This is a genomic window from Bacillus sonorensis NBRC 101234 = KCTC 13918, from assembly GCF_001592005.1.
GTDB lineage: Bacteria > Bacillota > Bacilli > Bacillales > Bacillaceae > Bacillus > Bacillus sonorensis.
In genome coordinates, this window is sequence record NZ_BCVZ01000013.1 from 20,447 (window position 1) to 38,582 (window position 18,136).

At 48.4% G+C, this 18,136-nt stretch carries 15 protein-coding genes; 7 read left to right on the plus strand and 8 right to left on the minus strand.

The window, feature by feature from the left end; all coding sequences use genetic code 11:
• Positions 1-19 precede the first annotated feature (19 nt).
• The gene (locus tag BTR1S_RS14360; RefSeq protein ID WP_006640103.1) at positions 20-472 is read right to left on the minus strand and encodes a GNAT family N-acetyltransferase; all 453 of its coding nucleotides are present in this window, start codon (positions 470-472) and stop codon (positions 20-22) included.
• Positions 473-584: 112 nt separating this feature from the next.
• Here BTR1S_RS14360 and BTR1S_RS14365 point away from each other — a divergent pair, with 112 nt between their 5' ends.
• Complete coding sequence (locus BTR1S_RS14365; RefSeq protein ID WP_029419437.1) at positions 585-2,093, plus strand: amidase; 1,509 nt, start codon at positions 585-587, stop codon at positions 2,091-2,093.
• Between the two features lie 35 nt (positions 2,094-2,128).
• On the opposite strand, the gene pepF is transcribed toward BTR1S_RS14365, so the two are convergent.
• Both pepF and BTR1S_RS14375 read right to left on the minus strand, forming a co-directional pair.
• Positions 2,129-3,949: an oligoendopeptidase F gene (gene pepF / locus BTR1S_RS14370; protein WP_029419436.1), complete on the minus strand. Its 1,821-nt coding sequence runs from the start codon at positions 3,947-3,949 to the stop codon at positions 2,129-2,131.
• Between the two features lie 125 nt (positions 3,950-4,074).
• Positions 4,075-4,344 carry a GlsB/YeaQ/YmgE family stress response membrane protein gene (locus BTR1S_RS14375; RefSeq protein WP_006640106.1) on the minus strand — a complete coding sequence of 90 codons (270 nt, stop codon included), beginning with the start codon at positions 4,342-4,344 and terminating at the stop codon, positions 4,075-4,077.
• A 184-nt stretch (positions 4,345-4,528) separates the two neighbouring features.
• On the opposite strand from BTR1S_RS14375, the gene BTR1S_RS14380 reads away from it, so the two are divergent.
• On the plus strand, positions 4,529-6,244 hold the full coding sequence (locus BTR1S_RS14380; protein ID WP_029419435.1) for a serine hydrolase: 1,716 nt from the start codon (positions 4,529-4,531) through the stop codon (positions 6,242-6,244).
• Between the two features lie 56 nt (positions 6,245-6,300).
• Here the strand turns inward: BTR1S_RS14380 and BTR1S_RS14385 are convergent, their stop codons facing one another.
• From BTR1S_RS14385 to BTR1S_RS14395, 3 genes are all read right to left on the minus strand, one after another.
• A complete protein-coding gene (locus tag BTR1S_RS14385) occupies positions 6,301-7,629 on the minus strand; it encodes a (Fe-S)-binding protein (RefSeq protein ID WP_006640108.1) in 1,329 nt (442 codons plus the stop codon).
• Positions 7,626-9,038, minus strand: a complete 1,413-nt coding sequence (gene glcD, locus BTR1S_RS14390) for a glycolate oxidase subunit GlcD (RefSeq protein ID WP_029419434.1) — start codon at positions 9,036-9,038, stop codon at positions 7,626-7,628. The genes BTR1S_RS14385 and glcD overlap by 4 nt, the downstream gene beginning before the upstream one ends.
• A 123-nt stretch (positions 9,039-9,161) precedes the next feature.
• Positions 9,162-10,118 carry a trypsin-like serine peptidase gene (locus tag BTR1S_RS14395; protein ID WP_029419433.1) on the minus strand — a complete coding sequence of 319 codons (957 nt, stop codon included), beginning with the start codon at positions 10,116-10,118 and terminating at the stop codon, positions 9,162-9,164.
• Positions 10,119-10,294: 176 nt separating this feature from the next.
• Here BTR1S_RS14395 and BTR1S_RS14400 point away from each other — a divergent pair, with 176 nt between their 5' ends.
• The 3 genes from BTR1S_RS14400 to BTR1S_RS14410 all read left to right on the plus strand — a co-directional run bounded on the left by BTR1S_RS14400 (position 10,295) and on the right by BTR1S_RS14410 (position 13,657).
• On the plus strand, positions 10,295-11,068 hold the full coding sequence (locus tag BTR1S_RS14400; protein WP_006640111.1) for a glucose 1-dehydrogenase: 774 nt from the start codon (positions 10,295-10,297) through the stop codon (positions 11,066-11,068).
• A 90-nt stretch (positions 11,069-11,158) separates the two neighbouring features.
• Positions 11,159-12,157, plus strand: a complete 999-nt coding sequence (locus BTR1S_RS14405; RefSeq protein WP_029419432.1) for a DUF1835 domain-containing protein — start codon at positions 11,159-11,161, stop codon at positions 12,155-12,157.
• A 96-nt stretch (positions 12,158-12,253) separates the two neighbouring features.
• A complete protein-coding gene (locus BTR1S_RS14410; RefSeq protein ID WP_006640113.1) occupies positions 12,254-13,657 on the plus strand; it encodes a YcdB/YcdC domain-containing protein in 1,404 nt (467 codons plus the stop codon).
• A gap of 295 nt (positions 13,658-13,952) precedes the next feature.
• Here the strand turns inward: BTR1S_RS14410 and BTR1S_RS14415 are convergent, their stop codons facing one another.
• Positions 13,953-14,795 carry a sulfurtransferase gene (locus BTR1S_RS14415; RefSeq protein ID WP_029419431.1) on the minus strand — a complete coding sequence of 281 codons (843 nt, stop codon included), beginning with the start codon at positions 14,793-14,795 and terminating at the stop codon, positions 13,953-13,955.
• Between the two features lie 160 nt (positions 14,796-14,955).
• Between BTR1S_RS14415 and BTR1S_RS14420 the strand changes: the two genes are divergently transcribed.
• Positions 14,956-15,384: a cell wall hydrolase gene (locus BTR1S_RS14420; RefSeq protein WP_006640115.1), complete on the plus strand. Its 429-nt coding sequence runs from the start codon at positions 14,956-14,958 to the stop codon at positions 15,382-15,384.
• A 53-nt stretch (positions 15,385-15,437) separates the two neighbouring features.
• Here BTR1S_RS14420 and BTR1S_RS14425 read toward each other — a convergent pair whose 3' ends face one another.
• Positions 15,438-16,436 (minus strand): LLM class flavin-dependent oxidoreductase, encoded by a 999-nt coding sequence (locus BTR1S_RS14425; protein ID WP_029419430.1) that lies wholly within the window; start codon positions 16,434-16,436, stop codon positions 15,438-15,440.
• Positions 16,437-16,773: 337 nt separating this feature from the next.
• Between BTR1S_RS14425 and BTR1S_RS14430 the strand changes: the two genes are divergently transcribed.
• Entirely contained in the window at positions 16,774-18,126 is a 1,353-nt protein-coding gene (locus BTR1S_RS14430; protein WP_029419429.1) for a C40 family peptidase, read from the plus strand.
• Positions 18,127-18,136 lie beyond the last annotated feature (10 nt).

Sequence of the window (18,136 nt, forward strand, 5' to 3'; positions counted from 1 at the left end):
CGGCTATCCGGCAGCTTTTTTATACATCCATCGACAGGCGGATCATATCAATGCAGGCGATTCCGTTTTCATAAATGGGTTCTGAATAATGCCGCTTAAAGAAATCTCGGTCCACCCCTGTAATTCTAAATCCGCATTTTTGATAGAGTGCCAGCTGAGAAATACTTGAATTGCCCGTGCCGATCTCGACCGTTTTGAAGCCTTGCGCTTTCGCGGTCCGGATGGCATGCCTGATTAATGTTTTTCCGATTCCATTGCCTTGCAGGTCTTCTTTCACTGCAAGATTGACCAGCTCAGCCGTCTCAGGCCTTGTCGGCAGCAGCACGTAAACACCGATGATCCGGCCGGCGGCTTCGGCTATATAACATTGGCCTCTTTTGATGTAGGCTTTCACCATTTTTTCCGAAGGGTCCGCCAACAGCAGCAAATCCATCGGCAGCGCGCTTTCTGAAGGAAGCTTTTTAATTTCCATTCCGCTTTCTCCTTTTCTTTTTAATGGTATCCAGATGCAGTTCAATCCATTGAAATCCTGCGGTTGCTCATGCACAATAGTAAACAGCGAACCGAAAAGAGGGGGAACTGGTATGAACATATCTGAATATATGGCGCATGACGCCGTCGCTCTATCTAAGCTTATCAAAAAAAAGGAAGTATCGGCGCTCGAATTGACTGATGCCGCCTTTTCGCGATTGGAAGAAGTAAACCCGGAGCTTAATGCTGTGATTCGGACGAGAAAAGAGAAAGTCCTTCAGGAAATTGGGGGAATTGACATCGAACGGCAGCCGTTTGCCGGTGTGCCGTTTGTTCTCAAGGATATTTCCCAGGCTGTAAAAGGAGAGCCGCTGACAGCGGGTGCAAAGCTTTTGCAAACCTATATTCCGAAGCAGGATTCAAATTGGGTCGCCAGAATGAGGGAAGCCGGCTTCTTGTTTATCGGCCATACGAATACGCCTGAATACGGACTGAAAAACATTTCTGAGCCTGAATTGTACGGTCCGACAAAAAATCCCTGGAACAAAGCATATTCGGCCGGAGGTTCAAGCGGTGGATCGGCAGCCGCGGTCGCTGCGGGAATCGTGCCTGTGGCAGGTGCGAGCGACGGGGGAGGCTCCATCAGGATTCCGGCTTCTTTTACAGGGCTTTTCGGATTGAAACCGACGAGGGGCAGAACGCCGGTAGGACCCGGAACGGGACGGCAGTGGCAGGGAGCGTCGATTGATTTTGTTCTTTCGCGAACGGTCAGGGACAGTGCCGCACTGCTTGATATTCTCCAGGTTATTCAGCCTGAAGCGGCTTTTCAGACGCCTTTATTCCCGGGACGATATGTCGAAGATATGAAAGAGGGGATGAATCGCCGCCTTAAGATCGCCTTTTCTGTAGAATCCCCAGTCGGGACGCCAGTCAGTGATGAGGCGAAACACGCTGTCCATAAAACGGTTAAATGGCTTGAAGCACAGGGGAATCATATTGAGGAGCAAACCCATGACGTCGATGGGCTCCGCTTAATGGAAAATTATTATTTGATGAACTGCGGAGAAATTTCCGCTATGATCGCAGGAATGGAAAAAACGCTCGGGAGGCCGATCACGGCAGAGGATGTTGAAATTGTCACATGGGTGCTCAATGAAGCCGGGAAAAAAGTGACAGCGGCGGAGTTTACAGCAAGTCTCGCTTCTTGGGATAAAGCGGCCGCACAAATGGCGGCATTCCACAAAACGTTTGATATGTACGTTACACCTGCTGCGGCTTTTCAGGCTCCAAAGATCGGCGAGCTGACCCATACCCAAAAAGAAGCCGAAGAGCTGATGAAAGTGAGCGGAATGGAAAAAGACGAGCAGCAGGCCCTTGTATATGACATGTTTTTGAAGAGCCTCACTTATACACCGTTCACACAGCTTGCAAACTTGACAGGACAGCCGGCGATGAGCGTACCGGTCCATCTTACAAAAGACGGGCTTCCGCTCGGCGTCCAGTTTACAGCGCCAAAGGGCAAGGAGCATTGGCTGCTTCGAATGGCCTATAGCTTGGAGCAGTCTGACCTGTGGGTTGGCATGAAAGGGAATCCGATGCTTGCTTCGGAAGGCTCAATGTAACGGAAGAAAAAAGAACGGCCGTCAAACGGCCGTGCTTATTTTTTTTCGTATAACGTCTCAAGCTCATCGACCAACGTTCCGACATATGCGACGGCCTGGCGGATCGGCGCGTCTGTCGACATATCGATTCCGGCATGTTTTAAGAGGGCAAGCGGCTTCATCGTTCCGCCCGCTTTGAGGACGTCCAGCCACCTGTCCACAGCCGGCTGGCCTTCATGCTTGATCATTTGCGAGATAAGTGTTGAAGCCGTCAGCCCGGCTGAGTAGGTGTAGGGATATAACCCCATGTAATAATGGGGCTGGCGCATCCATGTCAGACTTGCTCCTTCATCAAGCTCCACCGCGTCACCCCAGAATTCGGACAGCACCTGCTTTGTTTGGTCTGACAGAACAGATGCGGTCAGAGCGGCTCCCTGTTCAGCCAAATGATAGACTCTCCGCTGGTACTCCCCCTCAAGGAGGTGGGTGACGAAATTATGATAATAGGTTCCCAGCAGTTGATTAATGACCCAGCGCTTCATGTTCGGATCGTTTGTTTGGGAGAACAGGTGCTGGGCGAGCAGCATTTCGTTCATAGTAGAAGGCGCCTCAATAAAATATAATGACGGACGGACATTCATGATTCTTTGATGTTTGTTCGCAAAGTAAAAATGACCGGCATGACCGAGCTCATGTGCAAGGGTAAAGACATCCCTCATCGTATCTGTCCAGGTCATCAGGATGTATGGATGAACACCGTACGGGCTTGAACAAAATGCGCCCGTTGATTTGCCGATATTGTCGGCCAAGTCGACCCATCTTTCGGTCAAGGCCGTTTCCATGACTTGCACATATTCAGGCCCCATCACTTTTAAAGCGTCAATGATCATGCGGGTCGCTTCGTCAAAAGTGGTTTTGGGATTAAAATCATGATCCAGCGGAGCCTGCAAATCGCAAAAACGCAGCTGCTCAAGGCCCAGCACCCGTTTTTTCAAGCTTGCATATTTTCGCATATGCGGGCGAAGCTCGGTTTTTATCACATCAAGCTGATTGTGATACATGTCGAGTGTGACATTTTGCGGCTGCAGAAGCATATGGGTGACTGATTCATATCCGCGCAACCGTGAGATGCCCACTTGCTTTTTGACCTCTGTTTCATATACGGCGGCTATTGTGTTTTGATACTGCTGCAATGTTTCGACAAAGGAATCAAAGGCTTTTCTGCGGATACTTGTGTCAGGAGAGAGCATATACTTCCCTTCATATAAAGCGAAGGAATTGGCCAGCTCATTTCCGTCCTGATCTTGAATCGGGGCAAACTGCATATCGGCGAGCTTCGCCATACCGAAAATTTTATAGGGAGCTTGATGCACTTCGCCTAGTGCGGCCAACGCTTCTTCCGTTTCGGATGAAAGCTTGTACGGTTTGCGCTCTGCCATCTCCGTCAGCATCTTTCGGAAGGGCTCAAGCCGAGCTTCGCTGTTTATGTATGATTCAATTGAAGTTTCGGGAAGATCGAGGATGTCTGATTGAATAAATGACAGGCTTGCATTCATTCTGGCCTGCAATGCGGCTATTCTTGAGGCATTCGCTTGGTTGATGGGATTTGTGACATCTTCGGTTTTTTTGAGGTGGGTATAGGTCATGGCACGGGTGAAACGCTCCATGAGCCTTTCCTGCTTAGTCAGGCACTCAACAAGAGTTCCCGCCCCTTCATGAAGTCTGCCTTTATAAACGGCGATTGCCAGAATATCCTGTTCAATCTGAAGCAGCTCGGCTTCCCATGCCTCATTTGAGGGGAACAAGTCCGTCAGGTTCCAAGTCAGTTCTTCCGGCACTTCTGAACGTTTCCATCTGTTTTCTGCCAATTTCTCCAAATGTATGTCCTCCTATTTCGGAAAATTTCGTGTTCCTAATTAATTATATAGGAGAAGGGGAGTGAATGAAATAAAGAAAAAACGACGGCTTCCGATGAAGCCGCCTTAAAAACAGACAGATCAGTTTATTGGGCGCCGCTGTTTCTGCCGCCTACACTTCTCATAATCAGGCTTACGATAAAAATCAGGATGATCGCCCCGATCAAAGCAGGGATGAGATTAAAGCCGCCGATCGTCGGACCCCACCGCCCCAAAATGACTGATCCTAGCCAAGAACCGATAAACCCGGCAATAATATTGCCGATGATTCCTCCGGGCACATCTTTTCTTATGATAAGACCCGCCAGCCAGCCTAATATGCCTCCAATGATTAAAGACCAAATAAAACCAAACATATGGATCAACTACCTCCTTTTCGATTGTAGACAATTTCTTCCTCATGGTTAGCTTCTGAAATCCTTGAAAAAATATACGAAAATATTCCGAGTACAGGAAATTGAAACCATTTGGCTGATCAGACGTATCACCTATAGGACAGACAGTAAGGTACAAGATTCCTGGAAAGAGAGGAAAAAATCGATGAAAAACCCTAAAACAGAATGGAAAGGCTTTCGCGATTTTGTTTTGCAACAAATGAACGAGTGGAAAGTGCCCGGTGCGGCGATCGCAGTGGTAGCCGAAGATGAAGTCATTATGGCAGAAGGCTTTGGGTTTAAGGACAAAGAACGGAAATGCAAAGTGAACCCTGAGACGGTATTTGCGATCGGGTCGGCGACAAAGGCATTTACGACCGCCGGGATGGCGCTTTTGGCCGATGAAGGAAAAATGGAGTGGGATCAGCCTGTCGGGGAGTATCTGCCGGAATTTAAGCTGTACGATCAGGTTGCGACCGAACGGCTGACTCCGCGGGATTTGGCATGCCACCGCTCAGGTCTGCCGAGACATGACATGATGTGGTACAATTCTCCTTTTTCAAGGGAAGAGCTGCTTCGCCGTCTTCGCTATTTGGAGCCGAATGAGGATTTTCGGGCGAAATGGCAATATCAGAATCTCATGTACATGACAGCCGGTTATCTTACTGGGAGAGTCGCCGGAACGACATGGGAAGAGTTTATTCAAGAGCGGCTGTTCAAGCCTTTACATATGAAGTCCAGCAATTTTTCGGTGGAAGACATGCAAAAGCTTTCCGACTATGCCATGCCATATCAGGAGAAAAACGGAGCTGTTGAACAAATTCCTTTTCGCAATATTGATGCCGTTGGACCTGCGGGTTCGATCAATTCCAATGTCGTGGATATGGCCAATTGGGTGAAGCTTCAGCTTGGCAGCAGCAAGTTCGCCGGGATTTTATCCGAGAGCAGCCTCAATGAGCTGCATACGCCATGCATTTCCTGTGATTCATTGTTCAAAGCGAAGGAACTGCCGGTTTGCAGCTACGGCCTCGGCTGGATGATCGAGCCTTACCGGGGGCACCACATGATTCATCACGGGGGAAATATCGATGGTTTTTCATCACTTGTATCTTTCATGCCCTACGAAAAAATCGGAGTTGTCATCTTAACCAATATGAATGGCAGTTTTCTGCCAAATGTTCTGACCTACAATATCTTTGACCGAGTGCTTGGACTCGATGAAATCGACTGGAGCGGCAGATTGAAAGGGAAAGCTGAAAAAATTATGAAAGCCGCCTTAGGAGTGGACCGGAACGCAGATGTAAGCAAAATTGAAGGAACACATCCTTCCCATGCGTTAGATGATTATTCAGGGGTATATGAACATCCGGGCTACGGTGAACTGAAAATTGAGCTCGCTGACGGCGCATTGCAGGCGACATTCAATTCGTTTGCCATGCCTTTAAAACATTACCATTACGATACTTTTGAGATGGAATTGGCGCTTACCGGGGCGACAATGCTGACATCATTCACCGCGGATTCGCAGGGGCATATCAGCCGCTTCTCCGTACCGTTTGAAATGGCGGTGGGAGCAAAGGAAATCGAATTTGTCAGAAAGCCTGATCAGCAATTATACGATCCTGAATTTCTTGCTTTGCTGACTGGGAAATATGTGTTGGAGGACGGGACTGAGGCAGACGTTTCTCTCAGAGGAAACCGGACGCTTTGGTTGTCATTGCCGGAGCAGCCTGATTATGAGCTTGTCCCATACCGTGAGATGACATTTCTCATCAAGAATCTTCAGGGATTCAGCGTGCGGTTTGAAGCCGGGGATTCCGGACAGGTGAAAGGCCTGCGGTTTATTCAGCCAAACGGTGAGTTTCCAGCTGTCCGGAAATAGCGGCAAAGACATGTTTCGATTTATTTCCCGAGAAATATACACGGGCAGCGACAATGTTAATTCGTCTCTGTCATAGCCTCTAATAATAGGTCGGCGAGGTGGACGGCTCTGACTTGGTTTGCAAGGCCGGCCCGTTCAATCCCAAGCTGCATTTGCAGCAAACAGCCCGGGTTTGCGGTGACGATCGTTGCCGCCTCGGTTGCCTTTGCAGCTTCCATTTTAGAGTCGAGAATTTTCATCGACATGTCAGATTCGACAATATTGTAAATCCCGGCAGATCCGCAGCAGCTGTCTGCATGTTTCATTTCTTTGAATTCGATGCCTTTGATGCTGCGGAGCAGCCGCCTTGGTTCGGCCGCTGTTTTCATCACATTCCGCAAATGGCATGAGTCTTGATATGTCACGATCTGCCGCGGAAGCTCTAGCGATTTTTGTTCAAAATCAAGCTCAAGAAGGACGGAGGAAAAATCTCTCAGCTTTGCTGTGAAAGATTTGGCCCGTTCCCGCCAATCCGGGTCATCTTTGAGGAGGTGGCCGTATTCTTTTAAAAATGCCCCACATCCACCCGCGTTTGTCACGATATAGTCTGCGTCTGCATTCTCAAATGCCTGAATGTTTCGTTTGGCCAATTGGACGGCCAGCTCTTTCTCTCCGCTGTGCCCGTGCAGGGCGCCGCAGCAGGCCTGCGTCTCGGGAATGATGATCTCACATCCTGACAGCTGGAGGAGCTTAATGGTGGCCATGTTTGTGTCTAAAAACAAGGTATCCATCAGGCATCCCGAGAAAAAAGCGGCCCGTTTTTTGCGCCGGCCGATCGGCGGAAGGCGGTTCGGGCGGTTTTTCAGGCGCTTCAGATCCGGCACTTTGGGCAAAACGCTTTCCATTTTTGCGAGGTGATCGGGCAGCATCCGCAGGATTCCCGATTTTCGAACCGCTCTTTGCAAACCTGAACGCTGATAGATGCCAAGCATCCCGGTCAGCGCCCGAACGCGGTTTTGATGAGGAAAAAGCCCTTTGAATACAGCGCTGCGCAGCATCCTGACCGGAACAGGGTGTTTTTTATTTTGCTGAATGATGTCTCTCGCCTCTTCCAATAGGCGCCCGTAATTGACGCCTGAGGGGCAGACGGGTTCACATGCCCTGCAGCCGAGGCAAAGCTCAAGGGAACGTTCGACATCTTCGTCTGGTTCAATCACTCCATCGACGACGGCTTTCATTAAGGCGATGCGTCCGCGGGGAGAATGGCTTTCCTGAAAGCCTGATTCTATGTAAGTCGGGCAGGATGGCAGACAGAATCCGCAGCGCATGCAATTGAGCAGTTCTTCTTCATCCATCCGCTCTTTAAACCGCTCTTGGATGGCGCTTTTTTCTTTTGCTGTCGTCATCTTGTCATCACCACCCGTTTGCGGGATTCTTTTGCGAAAACCTTGCCCGGATTCATAATGTTGTTCGGATCAAAAGCTTGCTTCACCGCTCTCATTGCCGCCACTCCGGCCTCGCCGAGCTTAAGCTCCAGGTAAGGTGCTTTCATTTCGCCGACTCCGTGTTCCCCGGTAATCGTGCCGCCCAGTTCGACTGCTTTTTTAAAAATGTCGGCAAATGCCTGTTCCACCCGTTCCATCTCTTCACTGTTCCGTACATCGGTCGTACATGTCGGGTGAAGATTTCCGTCTCCCGCATGGCCGAACGTACAAATGGCGAGTTGATATTTTTCGGCGATCCTGTTGATTGCTTTTACCATGTCGGCAATGGCCGAACGCGGGACTGTCGCATCCTCCAGGATGGTGGTCGGCTTAAGGCGGGCCAATGCGGAAAGCGCGGCGCGGCGGGCGTTGCGCAGATCTTCAGCTTCGGCTTCCGTCTGCGCTGTTTGGACGGACACGGCATTCCCTTTTTTGCAAATGTCTTCAATGATGCGGATATCCCGGTTGACTGCTTCTTCTGAGCCATCCTGTTCAATCAGAAGGACGGCTTTGGCGTGAACCGGAAGGCCGATCTTTGCATAGTCTTCAATGACCTGAAGCGTGGGCTGATCCAGAAATTCAAGTGTTGTCGGAATGATTTTTCGGGCGATGATGTTTGAGACTGATTTTGCTGCGGAATCGATATCTTGATAGAGGGCAAGGACGGTTTTCTTTGTTTCAGGAGCCGGAATTAATTTAAGAGTCGCTTCGGTGATGACGCCCAAGGTCCCTTCAGAGCCGACAAACAGGCGTGTCAGATCATAGCCGGCAACGTCTTTTGCGAGCTTTCCGCCGGTGCGGATGATGTCGCCGTTAGCCAGCACAATCTCCAGTGCCATTACATAGTCGCGGGTCACACCGTATTTCAGACCGCGCAGCCCCCCTGAGTTTTCATTGAGGTTTCCGCCGATGGTCGATATTTTCATCGAACTGGGATCAGGGGGATATAACAATCCTTTCTCTTCTGCGGCGCGAATGACATCAAGAGTAATCACACCGGGCTGAACGGTCATGGTCAGATTCTCTTCATCGATTTCGAGGATCTGGTTCATATGCTTGAACAAGAGGACAATACCGCCTTCGGTGGGGCATGTGCCTGCACAAAGATTGGTTCCGGAACCCCGCGGGACAACCGGAATGCGATGGGTGTTGCAAAGCTTCAGGATGCGCGACACTTCCTTTGTGCTGCGCGGTGCGACAACGGCATCCGGCATTGATTGAAATTGCGGAGTTGCATCATAGGAATAGACAAGTCGTCCGGCATTTGAATCATCATAGTTTTCCGGACCGACAATATCAATTAATCTGGATTTTACTTGTGCGGAAATCATTTATGATCACATCCTTTACCACCCATTATACAAAATGAAACGTTTACAAAACATGATTCTTTTACACTTTTAAACAATGAAACGGCCCGTTTCCCCATGGAACGGACCGTTTGGTATCGAAGACTATTGGGCGCTGTTTTTCCAGTTTGTCAAATTATCGAATACTTCTTTTGTAATCCGGGTGCCTCTGTTGTATGAAGATCCTCCGTACACCCCATTCGTATGAACGGCCAGCGAACATGGGCCGCTGCAATTCGTTCTGGAGCTGCTCGCCTCATATACGGGAGAGCCGCTCTGCCCTCCGTATGTGTCGATCGCATATTGCAGTTTATATGTTTCTGAGACGGCGATATTTCCGGACATCTGCCATTGGGTGCCCGATGTTTTGTCGCCTGGATATCCGATGATGGTAACGCTTGACCCAACGAGAGACGAGGTGGTGTAGGAATATCCGAAATACCCGACGGTGTTGCCGATCGGCTGGCTGAGCTCTATGGCTCCGTAGTCGTAATTCGAATTTCCGCTTCGATAGCCTGACGGGATGAAATAGCGGGTTGATGTAACTGATCCGTACGGATATGTTGAACCGTTCCGTCCCGGAGAAACGGTAGCGGTTCCGGCGAATGACCCGCTCGCTGTGTCATAAATGCAGTGTCCGGCCGTTGCCACCGTTTTCGGACCGATCAGCCAGCCGGTGCAAGACCCGATGCTGCTTGAAATATGCACGATCGCTCTGTATGGATATGCGGTAGTGTTTGTCACTCTCGTCCGTTCATCAGAACCAATCACGGATTTGGGGCTGTAACGTGGTCCGGCAGGGGATTTTTTGGTTGGTTTGCTTTTTTCCTGATAAAGGGGAGCGTCTAGTTTTCCTGTACCTTCAAATGCTTTTGAATAGGCGCCGTTTTTGTTGGTTTTAATAGCAGGATCATAGCTTGCGGATGAGTCGGGCTTGTATGAAGGATCGCTAGAGACAGGAGTATGCGGCGATGATGCAGCTTGAGCGGAGTCGATGCCCATAGAATAAATAGATATTCCAATAAGACCGGCCATTAATACGCGTGTCACACTTTTTTTCATCCTATCACTTCCTTATTTTGTTGTCGGTACAGTTAGATATTAGCAAAATAATTCTGAATTTTCCATAATGTAAAGAAAGATCATCCTAAAGATCTATATGATGTCTCGGTTTTAAAAAATGGCCGCTGCGGGTAATGCAACAATATGAAACGCAAGACATAGAAGGAGGGCTTACGATGTACAATGGTTTAAAAGGGAAGACGGCAATCGTCACAGGCTCCTCGAAGGGAATAGGAAGAGCGATAGCAGACCGGTTTGGCAAAGAAAAAATGAATGTCATTATTAACTACCACAGCGATCCCGCCGGCGCGATTGAAGCCGTTGAACATATTAAAAAAAGCGGGGGAAACGCTTATGCAGTCGGAGCGGATGTCTCAGAGGAAGAGGGGGTAAAGGCGCTTCTTAACGCTGCCGTTCAACACTTCGGCACGATTGACATCATGGTGAATAATTCAGGCTTTAATGGTAAAAATGCGTTTCCCCACGAGCTTAGCCTTGATGAGTGGCAAAGAGTGATCGATGTCAATTTAACAGGTGCATTTCTCGGTTCAAGAGAAGCGATAGCATACATGCTTGACCACGATATAAAGGGAAGTGTTCTCAATATATCCAGCGTCCACCAGCAAATTCCGCGGCCGGGAAATATTCAATACTCGGCTTCTAAAGGGGGAATGAAGCAGTTGACGGAAACTCTTGCCATCAACTATGCCGATAAGGGGATCCGCGTGAATGCGATCGCTCCGGGAACGATTGCGACTGAAAGCAATGATGATCTCGAAGGGAGCCATAAAGCAGCCCAGCTGAAGAAGATTCCGATGAAGGCTTTTGGAAAACCTGAAGAAGTGGCAGCAGCGGCGGCCTGGATCGTTTCAGAGGAGGCTGCTTATGTCACCGGGACGACGCTTTTTGTTGACGGCGGTATGACGCTGTATCCATCCCAGCTGGAGTAAGGGCCGCTTTCTCTCCCGTCAGGCTTTTATTTCCCAATGGAAAATGAGAGAATAATCCAAACGAAACGGCTTGATGGGAGAGATTTTGATATGGAACAAGAGTTAAAGAAAATCATTAGCAATTTGACGGAACGGGAAGCGAAAAGCATTTTGCTGAACATGCTGCTGACGGTTAACATGCATCGGAGTGACGACGGTTCAAAAGACGGGTTTTATGAACAAATGATCGATATATTTGATGAATTCCAGAAAATGCGGGAACAGCTGCACAAAAAGCGGTCGAATCAGGTCGTTCACATTGTTTTCGGCCTATCCGCCGCCGGCAGCTTGAAGATGGTGCTAAAAGCTGCGGGGAGGGATGGCCAAGAAGGCGTGATTGCATTCCCCGGCATATTTTCAATCGGACCGCTTTTTCAACTGGAGACGGAAAAGGGCCGGTTAAAGCGTTATGAATGGATGAAAGAGCATATCAACGATTATTTTGCCGAACTGGAGGACCAATACAATCGTTTTGAAGCGGAAATACACCAATTGGACAGCATTCCGGAACATGCCTCCATCGTCATCTGGACGGCCAACAATGCACATGAACAAACGGGTCTCAGGTTCGTCCACAAATTACTGCAAAACAGGCCAAACGCTATGTTCCACATCAATACATCAAAGGTTTCACCGGTTTATCTGCACACAGGAGAAATCGTTCCTGAAAAGCTAGAAACCGTGTATGAAAAAGGAGACTCCCCATTTCCGCTGACTTCTGAAGAAAAACGTTGTCTCGCCATGGAATGGGAGGAGCTTTCAAAGCGAAAACATGTGCTGAGAATATGGAAAAACGAAAAGATAAAGAGCGTAGAAGAAAGCTTTTTTGATCCGCTTATTATTGATAAAACGAGGGAGCTTCAAAAAAACCGTTCACAAAAGGATTTCATCGTTTGTCCGCGGGTCGTTGGCGAGGTTCTCGGCCATTTGAATGAATACATTGGCGATGAGTTCATTGAATACCGCATCCGAGAGCTGATTTATAAAGGCGTTTTTGAAATAAAAGGCGTTCCCAAGGCGATGAGATTTTACAGCATCAGACTGGCGTAATCCAGAATACTGTTCACCAATCAAATCCAAATTATCTCAATTTTATGAAACTATTAAAAGACTATTCCGTATAAACTAAAAAAAAGAAAGGGAGAAATGGATTTGAACAGTGAACAGTTAAAGCAAAAAGCTCATCGCATCGGTTCGATTCCCAGCCATTATAGACTCATGATCGAAGAGTGCAGGAATGAACAACAAGGCCGGGCGCTTTATGTTTGGGCTGATGCCGAACATCAAGAAAGAGACATTGCGGTGGAATTGGATCATGATGGACGATTAATCAGCCTGACAAAAGAAAACTTTCCCTTTGAAAAACAAACGCTTCCGGAAGAAGTGCTGCAGCAAAAGGCTTTTCAATTTGTCGAATACCATTACCCTGATGCGGTCAAAGAGTTTGTTTTTCAGGGGAAGAAGGTCAAGGAACACGCTGTTCAGTATACATATGCCCAGACCGTTCTCGATCTTCCGCTTCCGCAAACGGGATTTTCCGTGACGATCGGAAAAAGCGGAGAAGTAATTGAATTTCGCTATGACGGCGGAACAAGCTCGTATGCCCTTCCAACACAAATGGTTGATAAGGAATCTGTGATCTCGCGTTACCTTGACAGCATCGAACTCAACCTTGTCATTGAACATATTCATCATGGCATGTATGAAGGGGGAGATGATCAGCCTCACCTCGTTTATGAAGCGGTTTTGCCGAAGTACAGCTATCCCGCTGATCTGTCAGAGGAATGTGATCTCGCAAAAGCCGAGGTGTACGAAGATGACGAAGAAACCATCCCGCTTCCTTTATTGACGGAGCCAGAGCGCAATGAAACTATGGATATCAACGACATGATCGGCTTCGATCCTTCTTTATTCAGGAAAATCCGCGAAACAGATTTCGGGACTTCCATTGGGACGGTTTGGCGGAAAGGAGAAGAACCTGAACCGGCCGGGAACGATTTAGCCGGTTATATTGCAAAGCGCAGCCAAAACACGCTCAAAGTCATCACGGTTAAAAAGACGGGTAAGCTTCGGGGTGTGGCATCCTTTATAAAAGAAACAGGGCCTGCAGTCTGGCCGGAGGAAGCGTGCCTCAAACGGGCCATACAGTTTCTTTTCCGTTTATACCCACGGGCGGATCGATTTTTCCGGATGTACCCTTTGGACAACACTGAGGAAAAGCAAATCGCTTTTTTTCAGTTCAACCTTGCATATGAAGGGGTGCCGTTAAGGCTTGGTATTGCAAATATCAGCATCAACCGGACAAACGGCCGGGTTGTCGGCTTCCAGGCTCCCGATATTGACCCGGAATCGCTGGAAACATTGAACCCGTCGCCTGACATATCCGCCGAGCAAGCGAATGCCATATTTGCTTCCGCCTTTGATTTGAAGCTGCAATGGCAAAAGGACTGCAAACGGGATGAAAATGACGCGTACAGGCTTGTCTACCGTCCGGTCTGTCCCGCTTTTATCGATGCGCATAAAGGGACGGTTTTCAGGAGAAGAACATGATAAAGTCATCTTTCTGCCATGGCGGCGGCTTTCAGCGGTTTTTTCGATCAGCTGCCGTTTTCCGGATGTAAACCTGTCCCATCATCGCTAAAATCACAACGTGAACCGATACAGATATCATGATCTCAAAACAGCGCACTTGCTGGGACTGACGTTTCATCGCCTGATGAGGCCTGCCGGCGTCCCTGATCAGGCATGCGGCAAGGCAGTCAATTTTAATCCCGCTATAATGTACGAATGATCCGGTGTCACGTCTTCACACAAAAAGCCCGCGTGAAGCGCAGGCTTTTCATCTTTACTCTTCCCCGGTCGCAACAGGGTTCTCCGTGTAGCTGATCCAGTCGCTCCAGCTTCCGGCATACAGCTTGACACGCTGAAATCCCGCTTCTTTTAAACCCAGCACATTTGGACAGGCGGATACACCTGACCCGCAGTAGACGATGATTTCGCTGTCCCGATCTAATAGGGCGTAGTGCTCTTTCAGTTCTTCTGGATTCTTCCATTTGCCGTCTTCACGAAAATTGCCTTTCCAAAAATAATTTTTGGCGCCTGGAATGTGCCCGGCCTTATGATCAAGAGGTTCGGTTTCCCCCGCGTATCTTGCCCTTTCGCGCGCATCAATCAAGACGGAACCTGTGCGGCCGATTCGGTCTTTTACTTGTTTTGCGTCAAGGAGTTCTTCCTTTTGAAGCTTTGGAACAAATTCACGCGGAACAGGCCGCGGAATGTCGGATGTGAGGTCATACCCTTTTTTGACCCAGTTCGTCAAGCCGCCGTCCAGCACATACACACTGTCATGGCCGAGATAGCGGAGCTGCCACCAAAAGCGTGCGGCAAACATGCCGCCGTGAGCATCATATACGACAACCGTCGTGCGGTGATCGATGCCGACCGCGCCAAGCTTTTTTGACATGTGTTCAGGCGCAGGCAGGGGATGCCTTCCTCCGTGTTTTCCTGCATCTCCCGATAAATCCTGCTCCAAATCAATATAAACGGCTCCCGGAAGATGCCCTTTTAAATAGGCTTCACGGCCTTCTTCAGGTTTTGTTAAGTGAAATCTGACATCGACGATGACCGTCCGGTCCGGATCTTCCGTCAATCGCTGTGAAACCCATTCCGGGCTCACGATTGCTGACATTTGCACCACCCCGGTTTCATTTTTTTACAATTCTGATTAATAGAAGAATATCCCGATTCCACGCAGAATGTCAAAGATAACCTGTGAAAGGCGATTTTAATGGTCATCACCAACATGAAAAAGAATATGATAAAGATGATAGCAAAATGGGGGTGGCAACATGTCGGTAGTTCAGGCTTCATCCAAGGACATTGCTCTTTTGGCAAGGCTGTTGAGAGCGGAAGCCGAAGGTGAAGGTGTAAGAGGAATGCTGCTTGTCGGAAATGTCGGAATCAACCGCATCAGAGCAAATTGTTCGGATTTTGTTGGACTGCGCACCATTCCGCAGATGATTCATCAGCCGCATGCCTTTGAAGCTGTAATACACGGATATTTTTATCAGAGGGCAAGGGAAAAAGAAAAGCGCTTGGCCCGCAGGTCTGTGAACGGGGAGCGGTATTGGCCGGCCAAATTTAGTTTATGGTATTTCAGGCCGGCGGGGGCATGTCCGGCGCAGTGGTATAACCAGCCGCATGTCGGGCGCTACAAGTCGCATTGTTTTTACGAACCGAGAGCAGAAGAATGTCAAAATGTGTATAATACGTTTTAATTAAAACATCCCTTTCCAGACAAGGCGGGCGCCATCTGAAAAGGGATGTTTGCTTATGATAAAAACAAGTCCGCGAGTCTTTCAAAGGACCGCTTTTTATCTTCAAAACGGTAAACATTCGTCAAGACCATGATTTCTTCTGTTTTGTAGCGCTCAGACAGCTCAAGCAGCTTTTGTTTGACCGTTTGCGGCGAGCCGATGACCATGCGGGCGCGGTTTTTGCGCAGTTTGGCTTTATCGGCATCCGTATAAACGGCTGATTTGGCCTCTTCAATACTGGGAACGCGGCTGTCCAGTCCTTTCTCCACCCGAAGCAGCCAAAGATCCTGGCTTAAACTGAGCTCTTCCGCTTTTTCATCGGTTTCGGCGCAGACGACAAAAACGGCGGCCAGAGAATGGGGCCTGTCAAAGAAAGGGGAGGGCTGAAAACGTTCGTGATAGGTTCTGAAGGCATTTTCCCCTCTTTCAGGGTTGATAAAATGACCGAATACATATCCGGATCCGGTGCCTGCCGCCAGTTCGGCGCTGTTTTCCCCAAGCCCCAACAGCCATGGACCAGGTGAAGAAGGCGTAATGGGAGCGGCCTTGATTCCGGCATAGTCATGATCCGCCGGGATGGCGTCGGTCAGGTAGTACATTACATCCTGAAGCTGTCTCGGGAAATCCCGCAAGCTCCTATTTACCCCGTCTGTCAGCGCCAGACGGGTTTTTGCGGTGCCGCCGGGCGATCTGCCCAAACCGAGGTCGATCCGGCCGGGATAAAGCGACTCCAGCTGCCGGAACGTTTCAGCCACTTTAAATGGGCTGTACTGCGGCAGCAGGACGCCGCCGGAACCGACGCGGATGTTCGCGGTTTTTGCCGCAATATGGGCGATTAAAATTTCCGGAGCGGTGCTTGCAAGCCCCCTTGTGCTATGATGCTCGGCAAACCAGTATCTTTTGTATCCCCATGCATCAGCCAATCGGGCCAGTTCGGCTGACTGCTTTAGCGCCGTATGCGGGTCTGATCCTTTTGAGACCGGAACCTGGTCTAAAATGCTGAGATTAAGCATCGTCTTCGGACTTCCTTTCCCGTAAAATGAGTGTCCCTTCGTAAAAGCAAGCATAGGAAATATTCACAGTATGGTCAACTGAACAGACCGGTAACGGAAAGCCGTTCATTTAACAGGATCAGTCAAAACATGACAGGTTTGAAATAAAAACGAAATATAAATGTAATATAACTTGGCACCAAATGTCGAAATTAGATGGTATAATAACGTCTGTACATAAGTTGGAAGATTTTTATCATAGGTCATAAGTATGGAAGATTGGTTTTTTAACATTTTAATATTTTAACGAATTTACATAATAAAAAACAAAAATACATAAAGGAAAGAGGAGTAGAAAGTGAAAAGAAAAGTTTACGCTTTTGGTTTGGCATCGGTTATCGGAACTGCTGGTCTATTCACCCCTTTATTGAACAACACTGCATCGGCGGAAAGTGCATCACAGCAAAAGCAGGAAGTGGAGAAAAAACGCTCTGAAGTGAATTCAAGCATCGACAGCAAAAGACAGGAAATCGCAAAGCTGCAAAAGGAACAGCAAAAGCTTGAAGACAAGATGAAAGAGCTTGATAAACAAGCGCTTGAAACAAGCAACAAAATTGAAGACAAGCAAGCTGAAAACAAAAAAATGAAAAAAGAAGTGGAAGCTCTGAAGAAAGAAATCAAGGAAACAGAAAAGAGAATTGAAGAGCGTTCAAAAGTTATTAAAAAACGTGTGCGCAGCCTGCAGGAAAACGGCGGATCACAAAACTACATCAACGTCCTTCTCGGCGCGCAAAGCTTTGGTGATTTCATCACCCGGGCAACCGCTGTTTCAACGATCGTCGATGCAGACAAAGACCTTCTTGAAGAGCAGGAAAAAGATAAAAACAAGCTTGAAAAAGCAATGGCTGATTTAAATACGAAGCTGGACGAAATCCAAAAAACATTAGCCGATCTGAAAACCCTTAAAAAGGATCTTGACAAGCAGCTGAAAGAGCAGGACAGCATTGCTAAACAGCTGCAGGATAAACAGAACAAAGCGGAATCAGAACTGAACGACTTGAAAAAAGAATCAGGCTCACTTACAAAAGAGGAAGCTGCTCTTGCGCAAAAAATTGCCGATGAAAAAGCAGAGGCCGCCGCAGCTGAAAAAGCAAAAGAAGAGTCATCTACAGCTAAAAAATCAGAACCTTCATCTGATAATTCAAGCTCAGCAGACAAATCAAGCGGATCTTCTCAAAAAGCTTCATCAAGCAGCAACTCTGGAAGCAGCTCATCCCGGGACTATTCTTCCGGATCTGCTGTAAGCAACAACGGCAGCGCGATTGAAACAGCGATCAGCACAGGATCAAGCATCGTCGGCAGATCTCCGTACAAATGGGGAGGCGGACGCTCTCAATCTGACATCAACAACCGCCTTTTTGACTGCTCATCATTCGTTCGCTGGGCATATGCATCAGCAGGCGTAGAGTTGGGATTCGGTGCGACGACAAGCACGCTTGTCGGCAAAGGCCGCGCTGTCAGCCCATCTGAAATGAAACGCGGAGACCTTGTCTTCTTTGACACATACAAAACAAACGGCCATGTGGGAATCTATCTAGGAAACGGACAATTCCTAAATGACAACAGCTCACGCGGAGTATCCGTCGATTCTATGAGCAACCCTTATTGGAAAGCGCATTTCAGCGGAGTCGTTAGACGGGTCGTTGAATAATAGACAAACA

Coding starts and splice junctions, on each gene's coding strand:
- BTR1S_RS14360 (WP_006640103.1), bottom strand. CDS start 472: ATGGAAATTAAAAAGCTTCCTTCAGAAAGCGCGCTGCCGATGGATTTG.
- BTR1S_RS14365 (WP_029419437.1), top strand. CDS start 585: ATGAACATATCTGAATATATGGCGCATGACGCCGTCGCTCTATCTAAG.
- BTR1S_RS14375 (WP_006640106.1), bottom strand. CDS start 4,344: ATGTTTGGTTTTATTTGGTCTTTAATCATTGGAGGCATATTAGGCTGG.
- BTR1S_RS14380 (WP_029419435.1), top strand. CDS start 4,529: ATGAAAAACCCTAAAACAGAATGGAAAGGCTTTCGCGATTTTGTTTTG.
- BTR1S_RS14385 (WP_006640108.1), bottom strand. CDS start 7,629: ATGACGACAGCAAAAGAAAAAAGCGCCATCCAAGAGCGGTTTAAAGAG.
- glcD (WP_029419434.1), bottom strand. CDS start 9,038: ATGATTTCCGCACAAGTAAAATCCAGATTAATTGATATTGTCGGTCCG.
- BTR1S_RS14395 (WP_029419433.1), bottom strand. CDS start 10,118: ATGAAAAAAAGTGTGACACGCGTATTAATGGCCGGTCTTATTGGAATA.
- BTR1S_RS14400 (WP_006640111.1), top strand. CDS start 10,295: ATGTACAATGGTTTAAAAGGGAAGACGGCAATCGTCACAGGCTCCTCG.
- BTR1S_RS14405 (WP_029419432.1), top strand. CDS start 11,159: ATGGAACAAGAGTTAAAGAAAATCATTAGCAATTTGACGGAACGGGAA.
- BTR1S_RS14410 (WP_006640113.1), top strand. CDS start 12,254: ATGGATTTGAACAGTGAACAGTTAAAGCAAAAAGCTCATCGCATCGGT.
- BTR1S_RS14415 (WP_029419431.1), bottom strand. CDS start 14,795: ATGTCAGCAATCGTGAGCCCGGAATGGGTTTCACAGCGATTGACGGAA.
- BTR1S_RS14420 (WP_006640115.1), top strand. CDS start 14,956: ATGTCGGTAGTTCAGGCTTCATCCAAGGACATTGCTCTTTTGGCAAGG.
- BTR1S_RS14425 (WP_029419430.1), bottom strand. CDS start 16,436: ATGCTTAATCTCAGCATTTTAGACCAGGTTCCGGTCTCAAAAGGATCA.